This window comes from Streptomyces sp. NBC_01485 (assembly GCF_036227125.1).
Lineage (GTDB): Bacteria > Actinomycetota > Actinomycetes > Streptomycetales > Streptomycetaceae > Streptomyces.
This window is the reverse complement of the sequence record NZ_CP109435.1, coordinates 3,881,670-3,902,919: the sequence shown is the minus strand read 5'-3', so window position 1 is coordinate 3,902,919 and position 21,250 is coordinate 3,881,670. Positions and strand designations below refer to the sequence as shown.

The following is a 21,250-nucleotide window of genomic DNA, read 5'->3' as shown; positions in this document are numbered from 1 at the left end:
GTCTGTGTGAGTCCCGTGCTTGGGGCCTGCCCGGGCCCTGCGAGGATGGAAACGTGACAGCCGCGCCCCGAACCACGCCCACGCCCCCGCCCGGAATCCTCGTTCTCGCCGGTACGCCCATCGGTGACGTCTCCGACGCCCCGCCCCGGCTCGCCGAGGAGCTGGCCGGCGCCGATGTGATCGCCGCCGAGGACACGCGGCGGCTGCGGCGGCTGACCCAGGCGCTGGGGGTGACGCCCAAGGGGCGGGTGGTGTCCTACTTCGAGGGCAACGAGTCCGCCCGCACGCCCGAGTTGGTCGAGGACCTGGTGAAGGGGGCGCGGGTGCTGCTCGTCACCGACGCCGGGATGCCGTCGGTCTCCGACCCCGGGTACCGGCTGGTCGCCGCGGCCGTGGAGCGGGACGTCCGCGTCACCGCCGTCCCCGGACCGTCCGCCGTGCTCACCGCGCTGGCCCTGTCGGGGCTGCCCGTCGACCGGTTCTGCTTCGAGGGGTTCCTGCCGCGGAAGGCGGGCGAGCGGCTGTCGCGGCTGCGCGAGGTCGCGGACGAACGGCGCACGCTCGTCTACTTCGAGGCCCCCCACAGGCTCGACGACACCCTCGCCGCGATGGCCGAGGTGTTCGGCGCCGACCGGCGGGCCGCCGTATGCCGCGAGCTGACCAAGACGTACGAGGAGGTCAAGCGCGGTCCGGTCGGTGAGCTGGCGGAGTGGGCGGCGGAGGGCGTGCGCGGCGAGATCACCGTCGTCGTCACCGGGGCGCCCGAACGCGGACCGGAGAAGCTCGACGCGGCCGAACTGGTGCGGCGGGTGCGGGTGCGCGAGGAGGCGGGCGAGCGCCGCAAGGAGGCGATCGCGGCGGTGGCGGCGGAGGCCGGGCTGCCCAAACGGGAGGTGTTCGACGCGGTGGTGGCCGTGAAGAACGCGGGAGGATTGCCGGGGGGATTGTGAAGGGCCTCACACCCCCTCTGAGCAGGGCGCATGCCGTTTGAGCGTGCGCCCCATGCGCGGGCAAAGGGCTGTCGTCGAAGGCAAAGCCCAACCCCTTCCGGTGAGCCCGCTTTGGCAAGGAACGCCCAAATCGACTCCAACAGTGCACAGGTCTGATGCATTCGCGTCGGCCTAGGCGTCCACTGGTGACAGGGACGCACCCGTCCCTCGCTCCCAAGGGTGTTCCGGGGGGAATTCCCGCGCCGGGAGCGCTTGTCCAGCGGACAGCAGGAGCTGGCATGAGTGAGTTCACAGGGCAGACCGGCCTCCGGGGCGGCGCGAGCGCCGTCGTCAACGAGTCGTACTCCTTCGCCTGCATGCGCTGCGGGCACGGCTGGGAGCAGTCGTACGAGATAGAGCACCACACCGACGCCGACGGCCACGAGTTCGTCCTCTACGTGGCCGACGGCCGGGTCGTGCCGTCGCCCCTGAGCCGGCCCGCGTGCCAGAACTGCGACGGGCACGTCGTGCGCATCATGCGGGCGGGACAGGTGTCGTCGGTCTCGTCGGTGCTCAGCGCCGCCCGTCAGCCCAAGGCGGCCCCGGCCGCCGCACCCGTCGAGGTGCCGGTGACGGCGGCCGAGGGCGAGGAGCAGGCCAAGGGGCAGCCGCAGCACCACTGGCACCTGTCCGATCTGCTGCACCCCTTCCACCGCAAGGCCGGCTAGGCAGAAGAGCGACGTCGGGGCGGGCATGCCCCTTCCGTAGGATCGGGGCATGTCTTCGAACGCCTCCGACAAGCGCGACAAGCACGACAAGAGTGCCGTGCCGCCGCTTCCGGCTCCCCTCGGGGTGCCGGTCGCCGACTCCCACACCCACCTCGACATGCAGTCGGGCACGGTGCCGGAGGCCCTCGCGAAGGCCGCGTCGGTCGGCGTGACGACGGTCGTCCAGGTCGGCTGCGACGTACGGGGCTCCCGGTGGGCGGCCGAGACGGCGGCGGCGTACGACAGCGTCCACGCCGCCGTCGCCCTGCACCCGAACGAGGCGCCGCGCATCGTGCACGGGGACCCCGACGGGTGGTCCCGGCAGGGCGCGCGCACGCCCGGGGGCGCGCAGGCGCTCGACGAGGCGCTCGCCGAGATCGACCGCCTGGCCGCGCTCCCGCACGTCAAGGGCGTCGGCGAGACGGGGCTCGACTACTTCCGCACCGGCCCCGAGGGCAAGGAGGCGCAGGAGAACTCCTTCCGCGCCCACATCGAGATCGCCAAGCGGCACGGCAAGGCGCTGGTCATCCACGACCGCGACGCCCACGCGGACGTCCTGCGGGTCCTGAAGGAGGAGGGCGCCCCCGAGCGCACCGTCTTCCACTGCTACTCCGGCGACGCCGAGATGGCCGAGATCTGCGCCCGCGCCGGTTACTTCATGTCGTTCGCCGGCAACGTCACCTTCAAGAACGCCCAGAACCTGCGGGACGCCGTCGCCGTGGCCCCGCTGGAGCTGCTCCTGGTGGAGACCGACGCCCCGTTCCTGACCCCGGCGCCCTACCGCGGACGGCCCAACGCGCCCTACCTCATTCCGGTCACGGTGCGCGCGATGGCCGCCGTACGGGACATCGACGAGGACACCTTGGCTGCTGCTCTGGCGGCCAACACGGCCCGCGCGTTCGCCTACTGACCGTTACCCGACCGCACCTCGACTCTCTCGAACACAACTCTCGGTAGCCGCGTCACTTTGGAGAGTGACGGTCGCTCCGCTAGGTTCTGGGGGCCCGATCCGGACCCACCCCTGGAGTGTCGGCGTGAGCAACTCGCAGCACCTCGACTACGAGCCGTATGTCGACCTGCACAACGCGGAGACGGTCGCGTACGGCGTGTACGCGGCGCCCGGGACGTACGACGACACGTACCGGCCGGCGTACGAGGCGTACGAGGCACAGGAGGGGTACGAGCCGTACGGGACGTACGAGGCCCATGAGACGTACGTGGCGCCGCCGCCCGAGACGCTCGTGCTGCCGGAGCCGATCCAGTTGACCGAGCCGCCGTTTCCACGGCAGGCAGCGGGGCAGACGGCGGGGCGGGCGGCGCGGCGGCGCAGGACGCGGTCCGCCGAGCGCCCGGAGTCCACGATGCGCCGCCTGCTCCCGCAGGCACTCGTCGTCGCCTTCCTGGCCGGCGGCACCACCGCCTTCGTCGCCGAGGACAAGGCGGTCGAGCTGACCGTCGACGGCGCGCCGCGCACCCTGCACACCTTCGCCGACGACGTCGGCGAACTCCTGGCGGAGGAGGGCGTACGGGTGGGGGCGCACGACGTGGTGGCGCCCGGCCCCGGCACGGAGCTGACCAGCGGCGACGAGATCGCCGTCCGCTACGGGCGTCCCGTCCGGCTCACGCTCGACGGACAGCGGCACGAGATGTGGACGACCGGCCGCACGGTGGAGGAGGCGCTCCGGCAGCTCGGGGTGCGCGCGGAGGGCGCGTACATGTCCGTCTCGCGCTCCCAGCGCATCGGACGCGCGGGCCTCGCGCTGGACGTGCGCACCGAGCGCGCGGTGACCGTCATGGCCGACGGCCGGGCCCGCACCGTCCGCACCAACGCGGCGACCGTGCGCGAGGCGGTGGAGGCGGCCGGGATCACCCTGCGCGGCGAGGACACGACGTCCGTCGCGCCCGGCAGCTTCCCGCGCGACGGGCAGACGGTCACCGTGCTGCGGATCACCGGCACCCAGGAGGTGCGCGAGGAGCCGATCCCGTTCGCGGTCCGCCGCACCGACGACCCTTCGCTGTTCAAGGGCACGGAGGTGGTGGAGCAGGCCGGACAGCCCGGGCTGCGACGGGACACGTACTCCCTGCGCAGCGTCAACGGCGTGCGGCAGAGGCCGAAGCGGATCCGCAGCGAGATCGTGCGCGAGCCGCGCGAGCAGGTCGTGAAGGTCGGGACGAAGCCGCTGCCGATGCCCGTGCACGGCGCCGACGGCCTGGACTGGCAGAGCCTCGCGCACTGCGAGTCGGGCGGCCGGCCGAACGCCGTCGACCCCTCGGGAACGTACGGCGGGCTGTACCAGTTCGACACCCACACCTGGCAGAGCCTCGGCGGCAGCGGACGGCCCCAGGACGCATCGGCGACGGAACAGACGCTCCGCGCGAAGAAGTTGTACGTGCGACGCGGCGCGAGCCCGTGGCCGCACTGCGGGACGCGGCTGCACGGCTGAGGAGCGCGGGTGCGGGGGTGGGTACGGGGGGCTGCGTGGGTGGTGGTCGTGACGGTGCGGCCCCGTATGCACGGCCCCGTACCCTTGTCCCGTGAGTACCAGCCCCAGCCCCGACGCCCTTCTGGGCCCCGCCGACATCCGTGAGCTGGCGGCGGTCCTCGGCGTTCGCCCCACCAAGCAGCGCGGCCAGAACTTCGTGATCGACGCGAACACGGTCCGCCGAATCGTCCGCACCGCGGGGGTCCGGCCCGACGACGTCGTCGTCGAGGTCGGCCCGGGGCTCGGCTCCCTCACCCTCGCCCTGCTGGAGGCCGCCGACCGGGTCACGGCCGTCGAGATCGACGACGTCCTGGCCGCCGCCCTCCCCGCGACGATCGAGGCGCGCATGCCGCAGCGCGCGGACCGCTTCGCGCTGGTGCACTCCGACGCGATGCGGGTGACCGAGCTGCCGGGCCCCGCCCCGACCGCGCTGGTCGCGAACCTGCCGTACAACGTGGCCGTGCCCGTGCTGCTGCACATGCTGGAGATGTTCCCGAGCATCGAACGCACCCTCGTCATGGTCCAGTCGGAGGTCGCCGACCGGCTCGCCGCCGGGCCCGGCTCGAAGGTGTACGGCGTCCCCTCCGTCAAGGCCAACTGGTACGCCGAGGTCAAGCGGGCCGGCGCCATCGGCCGCAACGTGTTCTGGCCCGCGCCGAACGTCGACAGTGGACTGGTGTCGCTCGTCCGCCGGACCGAGCCGGTCAGGACGACGGCGTCGCGGCGCGAGGTCTTCGCCGTCGTCGACGCGGCGTTCGCCCAGCGCCGCAAGACCCTGCGGGCCGCGCTCGCCGGGTGGGCGGGTTCCGCGGCGCGGGCGGAGGCGGCCCTCGTGGCGGCGGGCGTCTCGCCGCAGGCGCGCGGGGAGGCCATCACGGTCGAGGAGTTCGCGAGGATCGCGGAGAACAAGGGCGAGAACACGGACGAGAACACGGACGAGAACAAGGAGTCGGGTCAGAAGTGAGCGTCACTGTTCGGGTGCCCGCCAAGGTCAACGTGCAGCTCGCGGTGGGCGCGGCCCGCGCGGACGGCTTCCACGACCTGGCGAACGTCTTCCTGGCGGTCGGCCTGTACGACGAGGTCACGGTGACCCAGGCCGACGAACTCCGCGTCACCTGCGAGGGCCCGGACGCCGGCCAGGTCCCCCTGGACCGTACGAACCTCGCGGCGCGCGCGGCGATCGCCCTGGCCGAACGGTACGGCCGCACGCCCGACGTGCACCTCCACATCGCGAAGGACATCCCGGTCGCCGGGGGCATGGCGGGCGGCAGTGCGGACGGCGCGGGCGCCCTGCTGGCCTGCGACGCGCTGTGGGGCACGGGCGCGTCCCGTGACGAACTCCTCGACATCTGCGCCGAGTTGGGCAGCGACGTGCCGTTCAGCCTGGTCGGCGGGGCCGCACTCGGCACCGGGCGCGGCGAGAAGCTGACGGCCCTGGAGGTCGGCGGCACCTTCCACTGGGTGTTCGCGATGGCCGAGCGGGGGCTGTCGACACCGGCGGTGTTCCGGGAGTTCGACCGCCTGGCGGAGGGCCGGGACATCCCGGCCCCGGTCGCCTCCGGCGACCTCCTCGACGCCTTGGCCAAGGGCGACCCGGACGCCCTGGCGGCCGCCATCTCCAACGACCTCCAGCCCGCCGCCCTTTCGCTCTTCCCCGAGCTGGCGGACACGCTCGCCGAGGGGCGTGCGGCCGGGGCGCTCGCGAGCCTCGTCTCGGGCTCGGGCCCGACCACCGCGTTCCTCGCCCGCGACCCCGAGGCCGCGTCGAAGATCGCGGAAACGCTGCGCACGTCGGGCACCTGCAAGAACGTCCGCGTGACATCGGGCCCGGCGCGGGGGGCGACGGTGATCGGGGCCGGGGCTTAGCCCCCACACCCCTACGCCGAACCGGCTGCAAGCGCGGTTCTTGGCCAGATGGTGAGCGATACCGGTTCTGCGGTCGCTGCGTGCTGCACCCGTGGGGAGGCGCGGTTCGCCGTGTACGCGACCAACCGCGAGGAACGCGAGTTCCGTCTCGAGATATCAACCGACACCGGCTGGCCGTGGGGTGCCTTCGGGAGCACCCCCGACCTCGCCGTGGTCGCGGCGATCCTGCACGCCTGGTGCGGTGGCGCGTCGATCGACCGAACTGCGGCGCGACTGGCCGCTTCTCGCAGGTGACCCGCTGGACGCGGCACCGCCGGGCAGGGTGGTGCCGACCGCTTGGCGGCTGACTCTGGAACGCTCGCCGGTGATCCGGCTCGGCGACGCCGAACTGGCCGAGGCTCTGTACGCGCAGCCGGCGCTACGCGTGTTCTTCCCGTTTCCGTCACACGGCGAGTCCGGCCTGCTGAGCAGCACCGCGGATCCGTTCCACGAGGAGGTCCCGCGGGTGAGACCAGCGGGAGACGATGTGTGGAACGTGGTCACACCGTGGTCGCGGCAGGCGCGGTCACGTGTGCTCGGAACTCGGCTCAGTGCTCGCGAGGCCGCGGCATTGGTGGCCGCGAACGTCCCCGCCGGCAGCGGTCCGGCCATCGAGGGAGGCTGGCCGACCGACCCCAGCACCGCATGACTCGGGCATCGAGGACTCCTGGTCGGGCCGAACTGGCGCCCGGAGCACGCTACTTGGCCTGCGTGGACGGCTTCAGGCATGCAGGGCCCATGGAATGTGACACTTCTGTGCCGGAGTGTCACATTCTCGCGGCCACGTCCACCCGTCCCCGGACGCTCGCGCGCACCGCTCGACTGCGAAGATCCAGAAAAGCGTGATCAGGCGGTCCGCACCCTGCCCCGCCGTGGCCTGCGTAAGGCTCACGGGGCGGAGCCCCCGGAGTGGGGTCGGTGCGGCAGGCGTTCAGGGGGAGGGGCGTGGGGGCGGAGAGGCGCCCGGCATCACCGACGTACTCGCCGCACTCCTCGACGACGCGTTGCGGGACACCCGTGTGCACGCCGCCCACGGGCTCGCGCTGCGTGGTGACCCGCGCTGTCTGGAGGCCGAGCGGCGACTGCTGCCCCTCGATCCGGACGGATGGCCGGACGGGAACCTTGTGCGGGCGATGTGGAGGTGCGAGGCAGGCGAGGAGTAGGCCGGGTGAAGGCTTCCCGCTCCTCGTGAAGATGCCGTTTGACCTGCGCAAATGTCCCGCAGAGGTGTTACCCACGTCACGGTAACTTAATGTTCAACAATCGTCTCCATGATCCCTTTCGCGCCCGTCTGTGTCACAGCCGCGGGTGGCATGATCAGCCAACCCCCCCGTCTGCTGTTACCAGCGGTACCGCGTGCGCGTGCCCTGCTCGCGCCACGGCCGAGAGGAAGTCCCCATGGGACACATGGATCACTTCAGCGCCGGATGGGTCACCCCCGTCCTGTCCTATGCGATGGCCTGCGTCGGCTCGGCGCTCGGACTGCGCTGCACCGTCCGGGCACTCGAGGCGGACGGCGCGTCCAAGCGCAACTGGCTGCTGCTCGCCTCGCTCGCCATCGGCTCCGGCATCTGGACCATGCACTTCGTCGCCATGCTGGGCTTCGGCGTCGAGGGCACCCCGATCCGCTTCGACGTCCCGCTGACCGTCCTCAGCCTGCTGATGGCCGTCGGCGTCGTCGCGGCCGGCGTCTGCACCGCCGGATACGGGCGCTCGCGCGTCGTGTCGGTCCTGCTCGGCGGCCTCGGCACCGGGCTCGGCGTCGCCGCCATGCACTACACCGGCATGGCCGCCCTCAACCTGCACGGCCGGGTCGGCTACGACCCGGTCCTGGTCACCGCGTCGATCGTGATCGCCGTCGTCGCCGCGACCGCCGCGCTCACCCTCACCCTGATCGTGCGCGGCCCGGTGCTGGCCGCCGTCGCCGCCCTCGTCATGGGACTCGCGGTCAGCAGCATGCACTACACCGCGATGTGGGCCGTCAGCATCGACCTCACCCCCAGCAGCGCCGCCCTGCCCGGCGTCACCGCCACGGGGTTCATCTTCCCGCTGGCCGTCGTGCTCGGCTCCTTCCTCTTCCTCGCCTCCGCGTACGTCGCCCTGTCCCCGACCGGCAAGCGCCACGAGTCGGCCGTCGCCGCGGAACTCCTGCGCGAGGTCGAACTGACCACGGCCTGAGGGCTGTTGTGAGGGAGGTCGGCCTGCGGTACGTCCCCCCCGGCGTGAAAGTGGGCGCGCGTCGCCCCGCGCCCACCTGCGCGGATCGCCGTGAGCCGGGCGTGCGCGGGGAGTCGCCCGCCCGCCCGTGCAACCGGCCGCCGTCCAGGGCGAGTCACCGGCCACCCGGCCGTCACCGGGCGGGCGTGAGCGTCCCGCGCACGCGCCGCCCGTGACCGGCGCGCACACCCATCACGCGCCCCACCCGACACCGCACCCCCATCTCGCGCGCCCCACCGCACCCCCTCCCTTCGCCCTCTTCGCCTCGCCCCCTTCACCTCACCTCACCCACCCCCACGAGGTCCCCATGCGCATCCTCCGCACCCCCGCCCGCCTGCGCCCCAGATCCGTGCGCGCGAAGATCGTCGCCCTGCTCATGCTGCCCGTCGTGTCCCTCATGGCCCTGTGGGGCTTCGCGGCGGTGACGACCGCGTCGAGCATCGGGGACACCGAGCGCGCCAAGGACGTCAACGCCGAACTGCTCACCCCGGTCGGCGAGTTCATTACCGCGCTGCAATCCGAGCGGAGCGCCGCCATGCGGTACGCGGACGCCCCCGACGCCTTCACCGAGGCCGCGTCGGTCACCGACAAGGCCGCCGTCGCCCTGCTGGCCGGCATCAACTCCTCCAGCTCGGACGCCGCGCTCCTGGACGCCGGGCTGCCCGGGCGACTGGACGTCCTGGAGGCCGACGCGGGCGGCCTCGACGCACTGCGCGACAAGGTCACCGCCAAGCCGACCGCCAAGCCGACCGCCAAGCCGACCGACGAGGCGACCGCCAAGGGCGCGGCGGCCACCGTCGCCTACACGCGCTACTCGGCGATCGTCCAGCACGGCTTCTCGGCGGCCGGCGCGCTCACCGGCGACGACACCACCGACTCGGTGTCCGAGGCCCGCGTCGTACTGGAACTGGGCCGGGCGCGCGAGGCGGTCGCCCGGGAGCAGGCGCTGCTGGGGGCCGCGCGGGCACAGGGGACGCTCACGCGCGACCGGTACGCGCTGTTCGTCGGCGCCGTCGCCACCCAGCGCGAACTGCTCGCACCGGGGGTCGCCGACCTCCGGGCCGCCCACCGGACGGCGTACGACGGCGTACTGGACTCAGCCGCGTACGCGCGCGTGCAGCGCGTCGAGAACCAGGTGCGTGCCGCGGGCCCCGGGGACGCGGCCGTGTCGGCGGCCGCGCTGAGGGGCTGGGACACCGCCGCGTCCGACGTCCTCGACGGACTCACCGCGGCCGAGGCCGTCGCCGGCACCGGCGAGACGGCGAAGGCAGACCCGTTCGGCTGGGACACGCTCGGCGCGTCCGGGATCGCCGTCGTCCTGGGCCTCGTCGGTGTGCTGCTGTCGCTGCTGGTCTCCGTGATCGTCGGCCGCGGCCTGATCGTCGAACTCCTCGACCTGCGCAACTCCGCGCTGGAGGTGGCCGGCCGCAGCCTGCCGCAGGCCATGCGCAGGCTGCACGCCGGGCAGGGCGTCGACATCGACGCCGAGGCCCCCATGCGCCGCCTGGCCGGCGACGAACTCGCCCAGGTCTCCACCGCCCTGACCGCCGTCCAGCGGGCCGCGCTGAAGGCCGCCTCCGAGCGGGCCGAACTGCTCAGCGGGATCTCCGGCGTGTACGTCAGCCTCGCGCGCCGCAGCCAGGTGCTCCTGCACCGCCAGCTCGATCTCCTCGACGCCATGGAGCGCCGCCAGCACGACCAGGGCGAGCTGCATGACCTCTTCCGCGTCGACTACCTCGCCACCCGTATGCGCCGCCACTCCGAGAGCCTGCTGATCCTGTCCGGCATGGCGCCCGGCCGCGGCTGGCGCGACCCGATCCCGCTGGCGGACGTCCTGCGGGCCGCCGTCGCCGAGATCGAGAGCGCCGAGCGCGTGCAGATCTGGGTGGCGCCGCGGGTGTCGCTGATGGGCGGCTCGGTCGCCGACGTGATCCATCTGCTCGCCGAGCTCGTCGAGAACGCGACGTCCTTCTCGCCGCCCAGCACCCAGGTGCAACTGCGGGCCGCGCGGCTGCGCGAGGGCGTGCTCATCGAGGTCGAGGACAGCGGTTTCGGCCTGAACGAGGAGGCCCTCGCCGAGGCCAACGGCAAGATCCAGTCCGACAAGGTCGACCTCCTGGACGCCAAGCAGATCGGCCTGATCGTGGTGAACCGGCTGCGCGAACGGCAGGGACTGGGCGTCGAGCTGCGGTCCTCGCCCAGCGGCGGCGCGACCGCGGCCGTCTTCATCCCGGAGGCGCTGCTGCGCGACGACATGCTCCATGTCACCGGCGGTCAGGAGCGGGGGCTGGCACCGGCCGCCGGACTGCTTCCCCGGAACGAGCCGTGATGACGGCCGGCGCTCACGAAACGCCCCGAAAAAGGCCGGAAAACGCCCTGAAAGCGACCTGGGAAGCGCTCCGAAAAGCAGCCTGAAAAGCAAAACGCCACGCCGGACTACCCTGGAGGGTCGATCGATCCACCCCGGGCAGGAGAGAAATGGCCGTCAATCTGGTCAATGTCGAGAACGTCAGCAAGGTGTACGGGACCCGTGCGCTCCTCGACGGCATCTCGCTCGGCGTGTCCGAAGGGGACCGGATCGGCGTCGTGGGCCGCAACGGCGACGGGAAGACCACGCTGATCCGCATGCTCGCCAAGCTGGAGGACGCCGACACCGGCCGGGTCACGCACTCCGGCGGGCTGCGCATGGGCGTGCTCACGCAGCACGACTCCCTCGACCCCGCCGCGACCGTCCGGCACGAGGTCATCCGGGACCTGGCCGACCACGAGTGGGCGGGCAACGCCAAGATCCGGGACGTGCTGACGGGGCTCTTCGGCGGGCTCGACCTGCCCGGCTTCCCGCAGGGCCTGGACACCGTCATCGGCCCGCTGTCGGGTGGCGAGCGCCGCCGGATCGCGCTCGCCAAGCTGCTGATCGACGACCAGGACCTGATCGTCCTGGACGAGCCCACGAACCACCTCGACGTCGAGGGCATCTCCTGGCTCGCCCGGCATCTGCGCGAGCGCCGTTCCGCGCTCGTCTGCGTCACCCACGACCGCTGGTTCCTCGACCAGGTCTGCACCCGCATGTGGGACGTCCAGCGCGGCGACGTCCACGAGTACGAGGGCGGCTACTCCGACTACGTCTTCGCCCGCGCGGAGCGTGAGCGCATCGCCGCCACGGAGGAGACCAAGCGGCAGAACCTGGTCCGCAAGGAGCTGGCCTGGCTGCGCCGCGGCGCCCCCGCGCGGACGTCGAAGCCGCGCTTCCGCGTCGAGGCCGCCAACGAGCTGATCGCGGACGTGCCGCCGCCCCGCGACAGCAGCGAGCTGATGAAGTTCGCCTCGTCCCGGCTCGGCAGGACGGTCTTCGACCTGGAGGACGTCACCGTCCAGGCCGGCCCCAAGGTACTGCTGAAGCACATCACCTGGCATCTCGGCCCCGGCGACCGCATCGGCCTCGTCGGCGTCAACGGCGCCGGCAAGACGTCCCTGCTGCGCGCCCTGGCCGACGCCGCGCGGAGCGAGGGCGAGGAGCAGCCCGCGGCCGGCAAGGTCGTCGTCGGCCGGACCGTCAAGCTCGCCTACCTGTCGCAGGAGGTCACCGAACTCGACCCCGGGCTGCGCGTCCTGGAGGCCGTGCAGCAGGTGCGCGAGCGCGTCGACCTCGGCAAGGGGCGCGAGATGACCGCCGGGCAGCTGTGCGAGACGTTCGGCTTCAACAAGGACAAGCAGTGGACGCCGGTCGGCGACCTCTCGGGCGGTGAACGCCGCCGCCTCCAGATCCTGCGCCTCCTCATGGACGAGCCCAACGTCCTCTTCCTCGACGAGCCCACCAACGACCTCGACATCGAGACCCTCACCCAACTGGAGGACCTCCTCGACAGCTGGCCCGGCTCGATGATCGTCATCTCCCACGACCGTTTCTTCGTCGAGCGGACGACCGACCGCGTCTTCGCGCTCCTCGGCGACGCCGCCCTGCGGATGCTGCCGCGCGGCATCGACGAGTACATCGAGCGCCGCCGGCTCATGGAGGAGGCCGCGGCCGCCGCCTCCGCCCCGGCGCTCGCGCAGAAGTCCGGGTCGGAGAAGCCGGAGAGGAGCGCCGCCGACCAGCGCGCCGCCAAGAAGGAACTCCAGAAGATCGAGCGGCAGTTGGACAAGTTCTCGGAGCGCGAGTCCAAGCTGCACGCCCAGATCGCCGACAACGCCACCGACTTCGGGAAGGTCGCCGAACTCGACGCCGAGCTGCGCCGGTTGACCGGCGAGCGCGAGGAACTGGAGCTGCGATGGCTGGAACTCGCCGAGGACGCGTGAAGGGTGCGTGAAGGCGCATAACGACGGCATCACGGGCCGGTCCTCCCTTGGGAACAGGGGCGGATCGGCTCCCGGAGCCGTCGGTCACGGGTGATAGAAAGAGCCGTCTGAGAACTTTCTGAAGACGGCTCAGGGTGGGTCACTGACCTGGGGGCGTGGCTAAAAAGCAGTGACATAGGGGGAACACGCTGATGGCTCAGCCGCCCAATCAGCCGCCGCAGCAGGGTGGTTTCGGAAGCCCGCAGGACCAGCCGCCGCAGCAACAACCGCAACACCAGCAGCAGCAGCATCAACCGCAGAAGCAGCAGGCGCCACAGGCACCACAGGCGCCCCAGGCCCCGCAAGGCGGGTTCGGCGCACCCCAGATGCCGCCCGTGCCGCCCCAGACGCCGCCTCAGCCGCCGCAACCGCAGGCCCCGCAGCCCGGTTACGGGTACCCGCAGCAGCCGGGACCCTACGGCCGGCCGCCGCAACAGCAGCCCGGCCCTTACGCGCAGCCCGGCCCCTACGCCGCCCAGCAGCCCGGCCCGTACGGTCAGCCGAGCGCCTCCTACTCCCAGCAGCCCGGCTACGGCTACCCGGCCCAGCCGCCCCAGTTCCCGGGCGCGCCCGGCGTACCCGGAGCCCCCGGCACCCCGCCCGGCGGCGGCCGCAACCCCTTCAAGGGGCGGCCCGCGCTGGTGGTCGGGGCCGCGGTGGCGGCGCTGCTGGTGATCGGCGGGACGGTGTTCGCGGTCGCGGGCGGCGACGACAAGGGCGGCAAGGAGCCGGTCGCCGGACCGAGCGGCGACGGCAAGGCGACGTCGTCGTCGAGCGACGCCCCGGTCAACCCCGGTGACGGCAGCGGCGACGGCGGAGCGGACACCGAGGACTTCAACGCGGGCCGCAAGTCCGGCGAGGCGAAGGTGCTCTGGTACAAGGAGGCGCCCGACGCGCCCGCCTCCGGTGCCGACGCCCCCGGCATGTGGATCACCTCCAAGGCGGCCGTGAAGGCGGCGTACAAGGAGGTCGTCGCGTACAACGTCGGCGACGGCAGGCCGACCTGGCCCACCATCGGCTTCCCGCAGAAGATCTGCGCGGTCACCCCGCAGAAGACGGCGGACGACAAGGTCGTCGTCGCCTACATGACCGGCACCAGCGACCGCGCCAAGTGCAACCAGCTCCAGCAGATCGACCTGGCCACCGGCGCCAAGGGCTGGAGCGGCGTGGTCGCGGACGGCGCGCTGTTCGACAGCGCGATCACCATCGAGCTGTCGCTCACGGGCAACACCCTGATGGTGGGCCGCTCGCAGTCCGGGACGGCGTACGACGTGCGCACCGGCAAGAAGCTGTACGACAAGCAGAAGTACGGCGACGCGTGCTTCCCGACGGCGTTCGCGGGCGGTACCCGCCTGTACGCGGTGGCGTCCTGCGACGCGACCGGGGCGAACGAGCACGACGAGATCCAGGAACTGGACCCGGCGACCGGCAAGGTCAGGTGGACCCAGAAGTTCGACAAGGGCTGGACGGTCTCGAAGACGTACTCCGTCGACCCGCTGGTCGTCTACAGCACCAACGAGGACAAGAACTCCTGGAACATCTCGACGTTCAAGCCGGACGGCACGTTCCGCTCGCAGGTCGGCTTCGACGAGGACTTCGCCCCCGAGTGCGGCTTCGGCTTCCTCCAGCGCAACCTGACGGGCTGCGTGGGCACCGCCTCCGACGCGAGCACGCTCTACCTGCCGACCGAGGCGAACAGCGGTCCCAACGAGATCGTGGCGATCGACCTCTCCACCGGCAAGGAGAAGTGGCGCGCGAAGTCCCCGACCGACGAGGCGATGGTGCCGGTCAAGGTCGAGGGCGGCAACCTCGTCGCGTACGTGGAGCCGTCGTACGACGCGCCCGGCCGGGTGGTGGGCATCCCGACGGCCGGCTCCGCCCACACCCCGGCGACGCTGATGCAACTGCCCGAGAGCACGGCCGACATCGAGGACGGCTTCTCCTCGCGCGACCTCGACTGGGTCGGCGGCCGCTTCTACCTCTCCTCCACCCGGCTGACGGGCAACGACGACACGAAGGAGAAGCTGATGCTCGCCTACGGCAAGTGAGGCGACCCGCCACCTTCTCCGCCCGTCGTCCGCCGCCGCCGCGGCCCGCTCTCCCGAGGTACCCACACCATGACCCAGCCGCCACCCCCACCACCGAACCAGCCCCCGCAGGGCGGCTTCGGCCCGCCCCCGCCGCCGCAGGACGCGGTGCCCCAGCCGGGCTACGGCTACCCACAGGCACCTCAGGCCCCGGGTCAGCCACCCCAGGCACCTCAGGTTCCGCCGCAGGCCCCGCCGCCCGGACCTCCGCAGCCCCAGCCGGGCTACGGGTACCCGCAGCAGCCCCCGCCCGCTAACCCCGGCTACGGCTACCCGACCCACCAGCAGGGGGCCTACGGCCAGCAGCCGGGCTACGGCTACCCGGGCCAGCCCACGATGCCCATGCACCCCCAACCGCCGCAGGCCGGCCGGAAGTTCAACGCGCAGATGGCGATCATCGCCGCCGCCGCCGTCGCGGTCGCGCTGATCATCGGCGGTGGGGTCTGGTACTCGAAGTCCGGTGACAGCGGCAAGGACGACGAGAAGACCACCGCCGGTCCGACCGGCGGCGGAGGCGACACAGGCGGTACGGGCGGCACGGGCGGCGGCACCGGCGGCACGTCGTCCGGCGGCAGCGAGAAGGTGCCGGCCGACCCCGCGTCCGACGTCCTCTTCAAGCTTCCGATGCCCGTCGTCAAGAAGGACGACAGCGTCGGCGTCCAGGGCTCCTGGGTGACCGACAAGGCCTACGTGAAGACCGGCGTCAACGAGATCACCGGCTACGACCCCGCCAAGGGCACCAAGCTGTGGTCGGTCAAGCTGCCCGGCCCGGTGTGCGAGGCCAGCAGGTTCGCCACCGAGGACTACCGCACCGCGATCCTCTTCCAGGCGAGCCCGGCCGAGACGTCCCGCTGCGACCAGATCGGGGCGATCGACCTCGCCGCGGGCAAGCAGCTGTGGACGAAGACCGTCACCTCCGGCGACTACGCGATCGACTTCGACAACGTCACCGTCAGCGCGAACACGGTCGCCCTGGGCAGCACCGACGGCGGCGCCGCGTTCGACATCGACTCCGGCAAGGTGCTGTGGTCGCCGAAGCCCGCCGACACCTGCTACGACGCCGGCTACGGCGGCGGCCCGAAGCTGGTCGCGGTACGCAAGTGCGGTTCGTACGACAACCCCGAGCTGCAGATCCAGACCATCGACCCGGCCTCCGGGAAGGTGCTCTCCGAGTACAAGCTGGCCACGGGCATCGACTACGCGTCCGTCGTGTCCAGCGACCCCCTGGTGGTGGCCGCCGACGTCGGCGACAGCGCCGGTGACGGCAGCGGCATCTCGGACTTCTTCTCCATCGACAACAAGACCGGCAAGCTGCGCACCCGCATCTCGGTGCCGGGCGACGAGTACGCGGCCGACTGCGAAGGCATCACCAAGGTCGAGGCCTGCACGAGTGTGGCCGTCGGCAACGACCGGATCTACGTCCCGACCGAGGAGCACGACAGCGGCGACTCCAGCCGTACCAACGAGGTCGTCGCCTTCGACCTGGCCACCGGCAAACAGACCGGCCAGCGCGCCGACGCCGGCGACGGCTACACGATCTACCCGCTGCGCATGGACGGCCCCGACCTGATCGCGTACAAGCGGCCGCCGTACGACAAGGGCGGACAGGTCGTCAGCATCGACGGCGGCTCCTTCAAGGAGACCAAGCTGCTGGAGAACCCGTCCACGGAGTCGGTGCGCGACCTGGAGACCAGCCTGTCCCCGGAGTACTCCGAGGTCCTCTTCGCCCAGGGCCGCCTGTACATGTCGGAGGTGTACGCCGACGACGGCGGGACCTCGGGCGGCGACCCGCAGTACCTGGCGGTCGCGTGGGGCGGCGCGGGCAGTTGATCGTCTTAATCACCTGTCTCCAGCCGTGACGGCCCCGTCCCTGTTCAGGGGCGGGGCCGTTCACTTACCGCCCATGACCCTCGAATGCGAGGAATTTCGGCGATCCGGGGCACTTCTCGCCGGTAGGGGGCGCGCAACGTCGAACAAGCGTGTAGCTTCCGGGGGCATGAAGAACGGGGTGCCGGGGGGCACCCTTTGTTGGTCCATGGGGGGACTGGGGGGTGGGGTTGCTCGATGGGAGTGCGGCTGATGGTGGTCGACGACCACCGACTGCTCGCCGAGGCGCTGGCCTCGGCGCTCAAACTGCGGGGGCACCGGGTGCTCGCCGCGGCGGCGCCGGCCGCGGGCGCGGCCGAGCTGGTGATCACCCGCGCCCCGGAGGTGTGCCTGATCGGCACGGCGACCCCGGCGGAGCCGGGCATCTTCGACCCGGTGGTCCGCATCAAGCGTGAACGCCCGCAGGTCGCGGTCCTGGTCCTGGGCCCGGTACCGAACCCACGCGGCATCGCGGCGGCCTTCGCGGCGGGCGCCTCCGGCTACGTACGCCACGACGAACGCATCGAGGGCGTGGAACGCGCCATCATGAAGGCGCGGTCGGGCGAGGCGGCGGTGGCTCCCGCGCTACTGCAAGGAGCGTTCAGCGAACTCCTCAACCCGGCGGCCCAACCGGACGACGAGGGCCAGCGCCTCCTCCAGATGCTCACCCCGCGCGAGGTCGAGGTCCTGCTCCGCGTCGCCGACGGCGAGGACACCCGCCTGATCGCCGCCGGCATGGGCATCGCCCCCTCCACGGCCCGCACCCACGTCCAGCGAGTCCTGATGAAACTGGGCGTGGGCTCCCGCCTGGAAGCGGCGGCGCTGGCCGCGCGGACGGGGCTGCTGGACCGGGCGGGCCGCTTGACCTAGCGGTCGGCGGCCTGGCGTATGCCTGCGAGGAGGTGCGCGAGGGCGGTTGGGGTGACCGTGAGGACCGTGGCGGGGGTGTCGCTCTCACGGAGGTGGAGGGTGGCGGGGGAGGCGGCCACTTCAACGCAGGTGTCTCCTTCGCCTCCGTCGGAGAAGGTGGATTTCTGCCAGGAGACGGCGAGTTCTATGCAGGTGTTGCCTTCGCCACCGTCGGAGAAGGTGGACTTCTGCCAGCGCAAGGTGTGGTCCATGGGGTGCCTCACAGTTCCTTTGTCAGGCGGTGGATGAAGTCCCGAGACGCTGCGGGGTCCAACGCTGCCTTCTCCACCTTGCCGAGGAGGGCTCGGAGTTGGGCCAGGTGGGGTTCGGCGTCGATGAACGCGGTACCGGTGGGGGTGTCCCGTAGGCAGGTGTCCAGCCGGGGGACCGGACCGTCCATGTAGAGCATCGAGGCCCCGGCTCCAGCGAACCCGTCCTGGTCGGTGGGGATGATACGGAGGGTCGCGTGGCCTCGCTCGATCTGGTCCAGGATCCAACGGAGTTGAGCCAGTGAGGCCTGGCGGTCGGCTACTCGGACGCGTAGGGCGAACTCGTGGACGATCGTCTCGTACGGCGTTGGGTTGTCGCCCTCGATGACAGCGCGTCGCCGCATTCGGTGCTCTACGCGGGGTGCCAACTCGCTTTCGGGTAGCTCCGGACGCATGTACCGGAAGATCGTTCGGGCGTAGTCGGGGGTCTGGAGCAGTCCGGGCACATGCGTGATGACGACTTCGCGCAGAAACGTCGCGTGGTGCTCCGCCTCGGCCACATCAAGGTTGACCTGGGGCAGAACTCCGCGATAGTCGTCCCACCAACCGCGTGTGCGATCGCCCGCCATGGCCGTGAGCGCGTCGATGAACGCCTCGTCCGGAAGTTCCGGTGTGAGCCCGTCCTCATCGTCGTCACACAGAACCGGGCCACAGCCCGCTGGGCGGCGGAGCCCATCTACGTAGGGGTGCCGGGGCGGCCGTCCATGGCGGTGTGGCCGTTCGTGCTGGGGCCGGAGAACGTGCCGGTGATCGCGGACGAGCGGGAGGCGGCGCGGGACGTACCCCTCGCGGTGTTGTCCGCCATGACACACGGCCGGGGTCGGCAGGCCCCCGCCATACTGGAATCGCTGGCGTCCGCCCTGCGAACCATCGACCGGGACACCGCCGCGGTCTTCGCACAGTTCGTCGACTCATGCCTGGCAGACCCCCAGGCACAGCAGATGTGGAGGGACCTCATGACGACGATGCAGTACTTCTGGCGGCACCCGCTGGCTGAGGAGGTGCGCGAGCAGGGCCGGGAGGAAGGCGTCGCCCTGGAACGCGCCGCGACGGTCCTCAAGCTGCTCCGCCTGCGTGGCATCCCGGTTCCGGACTCGGTGCGTGACCGGGTGACGGCCTGCTTTGACCTCGACCTGTTGGAAACCTGGGTCGAGCGGGCGCTGCACGCGGAGAACGCGGAGGACTTGTTCACCGCCGCTCCCGCTGATCCGGCCGCTTCCGCCGCTCCCGCCGAGTAGCGCCCAGCTCGGCTCACCGCCCGCTCACTCGCCCCGCGTCTCCTCCACCGCCTCCGGTGGCAACGTCCGGGTCACCGGCGCCGTGGGCCGTAGCTTCAGCCAGGTCAGGAAGAAGAGGCCCAGGGCCAGCATGCCCAGGCCCGTCCACAGGTTGATGTTGATCCCCTGGGCCTTGTCGATCTCCGCGTCGCCGTCCGTGATGCCGGCGATCGTGACGATCACGCCGTACACGACGAACAGGCCGCCGATGATGCGGCGCAGGTCGAAGATGCGGGCCGCGGTCGTGGACTTCTCCTCCAGCTCGGTGACCTCCCGCTGGACGTCGGCCTCGGAGTACCCCGCCCGCCGCAGCCGCTCGGCCGCCTCTGCCCGCTCGGACGGTTCGTTCGGTTCGTTCTGTTCGGACATGGTCTTTCCATCCTCCCGCAGTAGTCGCGACCGGGCTCAGAACGAGAACGGGATGTAGCAGGCGGCGGCCAGGATCAGCGCGCCCCAGCCCAGCAGCGCGGGCCGCCGGTACCAGGCGTCGTCGCCCGCCGCCGGCGCCTCGGACATGCCGGGGGACACCGTGCCGTAGACCAGGCCCTGGAGCTCCTCGGCCGGCTTCGGGGCCGTGAACAGGGACACCGCCACCATCACCACCGCGCCCGCGACGAAACCGGCGATCGCCGAGACGAAGTTCGCGCCCTGGTCGGTGGGGATGCCGATGACGTCCTGCTTGTAGAGGACGAAGTAGTTCACCATCGCCGCCGTCGTGCCCGCCAGCAGACCCCAGAACCCCGACTTCTTCGACGCCCGCTTCCAGAACATGCCGACGATGAACACGACGAACATCGGCACGTTGAAGAAGGAGAACAGCGTCTGGAGGTAGCTCATGATGTTCGAGAACGAGGACGCCAGGAACGCCGTGCCCACCGACGCCGCCACCCCGATCGCCGTGATCAGGCGGCCGAAACGGACGTAGTACGCGTCCTCCCGCCCCCGCACCACGTACTTCGCCCAGATGTCCGTCGTGAACACCGTGTTGAAGGACGAGATGTTCGCCGCCATGCCCGCCATGAAGGCCGCCAGCAGGCCGGTCACCGCGATGCCGAGGACGCCGTTCGGCAGGAGCTGGGCCATGAGGTACGGGATCGCGTCGTTGTACTGGAGGTCCGAGCCGCTGGTGCCGATCTTCGGCACCAGCACCGCCGCCACCAGGCCCGGGATCATCACCAGGAACACGATGAAGACCTTCGGGTAGGCGGCGATGAGCGGAGTGCGCTGCGCCGCCGACAGGTTCTTCGCCGACAGCGCGCGCTGCACCTCCGCGAAGTTCGTCGTCCAGTAGCCGAAGGAGAGGACGAAGCCCAGACCCAGCACGATCGTCAGCCAGTTCGCGCCCAGCGGGTTCGGGCTGCCGATGCCCGTGCCGCCCCACGCCGTCACGAAGTCGTCACCGTGGGTCGCCGTCAGCTTGTCCGTCAGGCCGCCCCAGCCGCCCACCCTCTTCAGGCCCAGCACCGACAGCGGGATCAGCGCGGCGAGGATCACGAAGAACTGGAGCACCTCGTTGTAGATCGCCGACGACAGACCGCCCAGCGTGATGTACGCCAGCACGAAGAAGCCCGCCACCACGATCGCCACCCACTGCGGCCAGCCCAGCAGCGCCTCGACGACGATCGCCAGCGCGTACAGGTTCACGCCCGCGATGAGGATCGCCGCGAACGCGAACAGCGCCGAACTCAGCAGGTGCGCGCCCTTGTCGAACCTGAGCAGCAGGAACTCCGGCACCGAACGGACCTTGCTGCCGTAGTAGAACGGCATCATCACCAGGCCCAGGAACACCATCGCCGGGATCGCGCCGATCCAGTACCAGTGGACGGTGTACGCCCCGTACTGCGCGCTGTTCGCGGCCATGCCCAGGATCTCGGTGGCGGCCAGGTTGGCCGAGACGAACGCGAGACCGGTGATCCAGGCGGGCAGGGAGCGGCCGGAGAGGAAGAAGTCGAGGGTGGTCTTCACCGACCGCCGGGCGGCGAAACCGATGCCCAGGACCACGACGAAGTAGATACCGAGGATCGTGTAGTCGAGCCAGTTCGTCGGCAGCCGCAGCTCGGCCGCCAACTGTGCTGCCGTGTATGCCGTATATGTGGGGGTTCGCATGCACCGCTCACTTCGCTTGGTGGTTCTTTGTTCGGTTGTGGGGGGTGACCGCCGTGGGGGTTTATGGTTTTATGTGTTTGGTTCTGTTTGAAGATTCGCT

Annotated in this window: 20 protein-coding genes; 16 read left to right on the top strand and 4 right to left on the bottom strand. The window is 71.3% G+C overall.

Going from position 1 to position 21,250, the window contains the following annotated elements:
* Positions 1 to 53: 53 nt before the first annotated feature.
* From rsmI to OG352_RS17795, 15 genes are all read left to right on the top strand, one after another.
* Positions 54 to 950 carry a 16S rRNA (cytidine(1402)-2'-O)-methyltransferase gene (gene rsmI, locus OG352_RS17865; protein WP_329218104.1) on the top strand — a complete coding sequence of 299 codons (897 nt, stop codon included), beginning with the start codon at positions 54 to 56 and terminating at the stop codon, positions 948 to 950.
* A 278-nt stretch (positions 951 to 1,228) separates the two neighbouring features.
* Entirely contained in the window at positions 1,229 to 1,657 is a 429-nt protein-coding gene (locus OG352_RS17860; protein WP_329218102.1) for a hypothetical protein, read from the top strand.
* Between the two features lie 49 nt (positions 1,658 to 1,706).
* Positions 1,707 to 2,606: a TatD family hydrolase gene (locus OG352_RS17855; protein WP_329218100.1), complete on the top strand. Its 900-nt coding sequence runs from the start codon at positions 1,707 to 1,709 to the stop codon at positions 2,604 to 2,606.
* 124 nt (positions 2,607 to 2,730) lie between these two features.
* Positions 2,731 to 4,140: a ubiquitin-like domain-containing protein gene (locus tag OG352_RS17850; RefSeq protein ID WP_329218098.1), complete on the top strand. Its 1,410-nt coding sequence runs from the start codon at positions 2,731 to 2,733 to the stop codon at positions 4,138 to 4,140.
* A 91-nt stretch (positions 4,141 to 4,231) separates the two neighbouring features.
* Positions 4,232 to 5,143 carry a 16S rRNA (adenine(1518)-N(6)/adenine(1519)-N(6))-dimethyltransferase RsmA gene (gene rsmA, locus OG352_RS17845; RefSeq protein WP_329218096.1) on the top strand — a complete coding sequence of 304 codons (912 nt, stop codon included), beginning with the start codon at positions 4,232 to 4,234 and terminating at the stop codon, positions 5,141 to 5,143.
* Positions 5,140 to 6,045 (top strand): 4-(cytidine 5'-diphospho)-2-C-methyl-D-erythritol kinase, encoded by a 906-nt coding sequence (locus OG352_RS17840; RefSeq protein ID WP_329218095.1) that lies wholly within the window; start codon positions 5,140 to 5,142, stop codon positions 6,043 to 6,045. Before rsmA ends, OG352_RS17840 begins: the two co-directional genes overlap by 4 nt.
* A gap of 111 nt (positions 6,046 to 6,156) precedes the next feature.
* On the top strand, positions 6,157 to 6,339 hold the full coding sequence (locus OG352_RS17835) for a hypothetical protein (protein ID WP_329218094.1): 183 nt from the start codon (positions 6,157 to 6,159) through the stop codon (positions 6,337 to 6,339).
* 28 nt (positions 6,340 to 6,367) lie between these two features.
* The gene (locus tag OG352_RS17830; protein ID WP_329218093.1) at positions 6,368 to 6,733 is read left to right on the top strand and encodes a DUF6193 family natural product biosynthesis protein; all 366 of its coding nucleotides are present in this window, start codon (positions 6,368 to 6,370) and stop codon (positions 6,731 to 6,733) included.
* A gap of 223 nt (positions 6,734 to 6,956) precedes the next feature.
* A complete protein-coding gene (locus OG352_RS17825) occupies positions 6,957 to 7,247 on the top strand; it encodes a hypothetical protein (RefSeq protein WP_329218091.1) in 291 nt (96 codons plus the stop codon).
* 235 nt (positions 7,248 to 7,482) lie between these two features.
* Positions 7,483 to 8,262 carry an MHYT domain-containing protein gene (locus tag OG352_RS17820; RefSeq protein WP_329218090.1) on the top strand — a complete coding sequence of 260 codons (780 nt, stop codon included), beginning with the start codon at positions 7,483 to 7,485 and terminating at the stop codon, positions 8,260 to 8,262.
* A 346-nt stretch (positions 8,263 to 8,608) separates the two neighbouring features.
* Positions 8,609 to 10,630, top strand: coding sequence for a sensor histidine kinase (locus tag OG352_RS17815; protein WP_329218089.1), 2,022 nt, complete (start codon positions 8,609 to 8,611; stop codon positions 10,628 to 10,630).
* Positions 10,631 to 10,779: 149 nt separating this feature from the next.
* Positions 10,780 to 12,597, top strand: a complete 1,818-nt coding sequence (locus tag OG352_RS17810; protein WP_329218088.1) for an ABC-F family ATP-binding cassette domain-containing protein — start codon at positions 10,780 to 10,782, stop codon at positions 12,595 to 12,597.
* 191 nt (positions 12,598 to 12,788) lie between these two features.
* On the top strand, positions 12,789 to 14,684 hold the full coding sequence (locus OG352_RS17805) for an outer membrane protein assembly factor BamB family protein (RefSeq protein ID WP_329218086.1): 1,896 nt from the start codon (positions 12,789 to 12,791) through the stop codon (positions 14,682 to 14,684).
* Between the two features lie 69 nt (positions 14,685 to 14,753).
* A complete protein-coding gene (locus OG352_RS17800) occupies positions 14,754 to 16,553 on the top strand; it encodes an outer membrane protein assembly factor BamB family protein (RefSeq protein WP_329218085.1) in 1,800 nt (599 codons plus the stop codon).
* Positions 16,554 to 16,787: 234 nt separating this feature from the next.
* Positions 16,788 to 17,459 (top strand): helix-turn-helix transcriptional regulator, encoded by a 672-nt coding sequence (locus tag OG352_RS17795; RefSeq protein WP_329218083.1) that lies wholly within the window; start codon positions 16,788 to 16,790, stop codon positions 17,457 to 17,459.
* Here the strand turns inward: OG352_RS17795 and OG352_RS17790 are convergent.
* Together OG352_RS17790 and OG352_RS17785 are read right to left on the bottom strand one after the other, a co-directional pair.
* On the bottom strand, positions 17,456 to 17,710 hold the full coding sequence (locus OG352_RS17790; protein WP_329218081.1) for a DUF397 domain-containing protein: 255 nt from the start codon (positions 17,708 to 17,710) through the stop codon (positions 17,456 to 17,458). The two genes, OG352_RS17795 and OG352_RS17790, sit on opposite strands and share 4 nt — an antisense overlap.
* 8 nt (positions 17,711 to 17,718) lie before the next feature.
* The gene (locus OG352_RS17785; RefSeq protein WP_329218080.1) at positions 17,719 to 18,213 is read right to left on the bottom strand and encodes a DUF5753 domain-containing protein; all 495 of its coding nucleotides are present in this window, start codon (positions 18,211 to 18,213) and stop codon (positions 17,719 to 17,721) included.
* Here OG352_RS17785 and OG352_RS17780 point away from each other — a divergent pair, their 5' ends adjacent.
* A complete protein-coding gene (locus tag OG352_RS17780) occupies positions 18,214 to 19,005 on the top strand; it encodes a hypothetical protein (RefSeq protein WP_329218078.1) in 792 nt (263 codons plus the stop codon). It abuts the gene before it with no gap.
* A 24-nt stretch (positions 19,006 to 19,029) separates the two neighbouring features.
* Here the strand turns inward: OG352_RS17780 and OG352_RS17775 are convergent, their stop codons facing one another.
* Both OG352_RS17775 and OG352_RS17770 read right to left on the bottom strand, forming a co-directional pair.
* On the bottom strand, positions 19,030 to 19,413 hold the full coding sequence (locus tag OG352_RS17775) for a hypothetical protein (RefSeq protein ID WP_329218076.1): 384 nt from the start codon (positions 19,411 to 19,413) through the stop codon (positions 19,030 to 19,032).
* A 36-nt stretch (positions 19,414 to 19,449) separates the two neighbouring features.
* Positions 19,450 to 21,150 (bottom strand): sodium:solute symporter family protein, encoded by a 1,701-nt coding sequence (locus OG352_RS17770; RefSeq protein ID WP_329218074.1) that lies wholly within the window; start codon positions 21,148 to 21,150, stop codon positions 19,450 to 19,452.
* Between the last annotated feature and the right edge of the window lie 100 nt (positions 21,151 to 21,250).

Excerpts from the sequence above, each read along its gene's own strand:
- OG352_RS17860 (WP_329218102.1), top strand. The coding sequence starts at position 1,229 with ATGAGTGAGTTCACAGGGCAGACCGGCCTCCGGGGCGGCGCGAGCGCC.
- OG352_RS17855 (WP_329218100.1), top strand. The coding sequence starts at position 1,707 with ATGTCTTCGAACGCCTCCGACAAGCGCGACAAGCACGACAAGAGTGCC.
- OG352_RS17820 (WP_329218090.1), top strand. The coding sequence starts at position 7,483 with ATGGGACACATGGATCACTTCAGCGCCGGATGGGTCACCCCCGTCCTG.
- OG352_RS17815 (WP_329218089.1), top strand. The coding sequence starts at position 8,609 with ATGCGCATCCTCCGCACCCCCGCCCGCCTGCGCCCCAGATCCGTGCGC.
- OG352_RS17810 (WP_329218088.1), top strand. The coding sequence starts at position 10,780 with ATGGCCGTCAATCTGGTCAATGTCGAGAACGTCAGCAAGGTGTACGGG.
- OG352_RS17805 (WP_329218086.1), top strand. The coding sequence starts at position 12,789 with ATGGCTCAGCCGCCCAATCAGCCGCCGCAGCAGGGTGGTTTCGGAAGC.
- OG352_RS17800 (WP_329218085.1), top strand. The coding sequence starts at position 14,754 with ATGACCCAGCCGCCACCCCCACCACCGAACCAGCCCCCGCAGGGCGGC.
- OG352_RS17795 (WP_329218083.1), top strand. The coding sequence starts at position 16,788 with ATGGGAGTGCGGCTGATGGTGGTCGACGACCACCGACTGCTCGCCGAG.
- OG352_RS17790 (WP_329218081.1), bottom strand. The coding sequence starts at position 17,710 with ATGGACCACACCTTGCGCTGGCAGAAGTCCACCTTCTCCGACGGTGGC.
- OG352_RS17780 (WP_329218078.1), top strand. The coding sequence starts at position 18,214 with ATGCGTGATGACGACTTCGCGCAGAAACGTCGCGTGGTGCTCCGCCTC.
- OG352_RS17775 (WP_329218076.1), bottom strand. The coding sequence starts at position 19,413 with ATGTCCGAACAGAACGAACCGAACGAACCGTCCGAGCGGGCAGAGGCG.
- OG352_RS17770 (WP_329218074.1), bottom strand. The coding sequence starts at position 21,150 with ATGCGAACCCCCACATATACGGCATACACGGCAGCACAGTTGGCGGCC.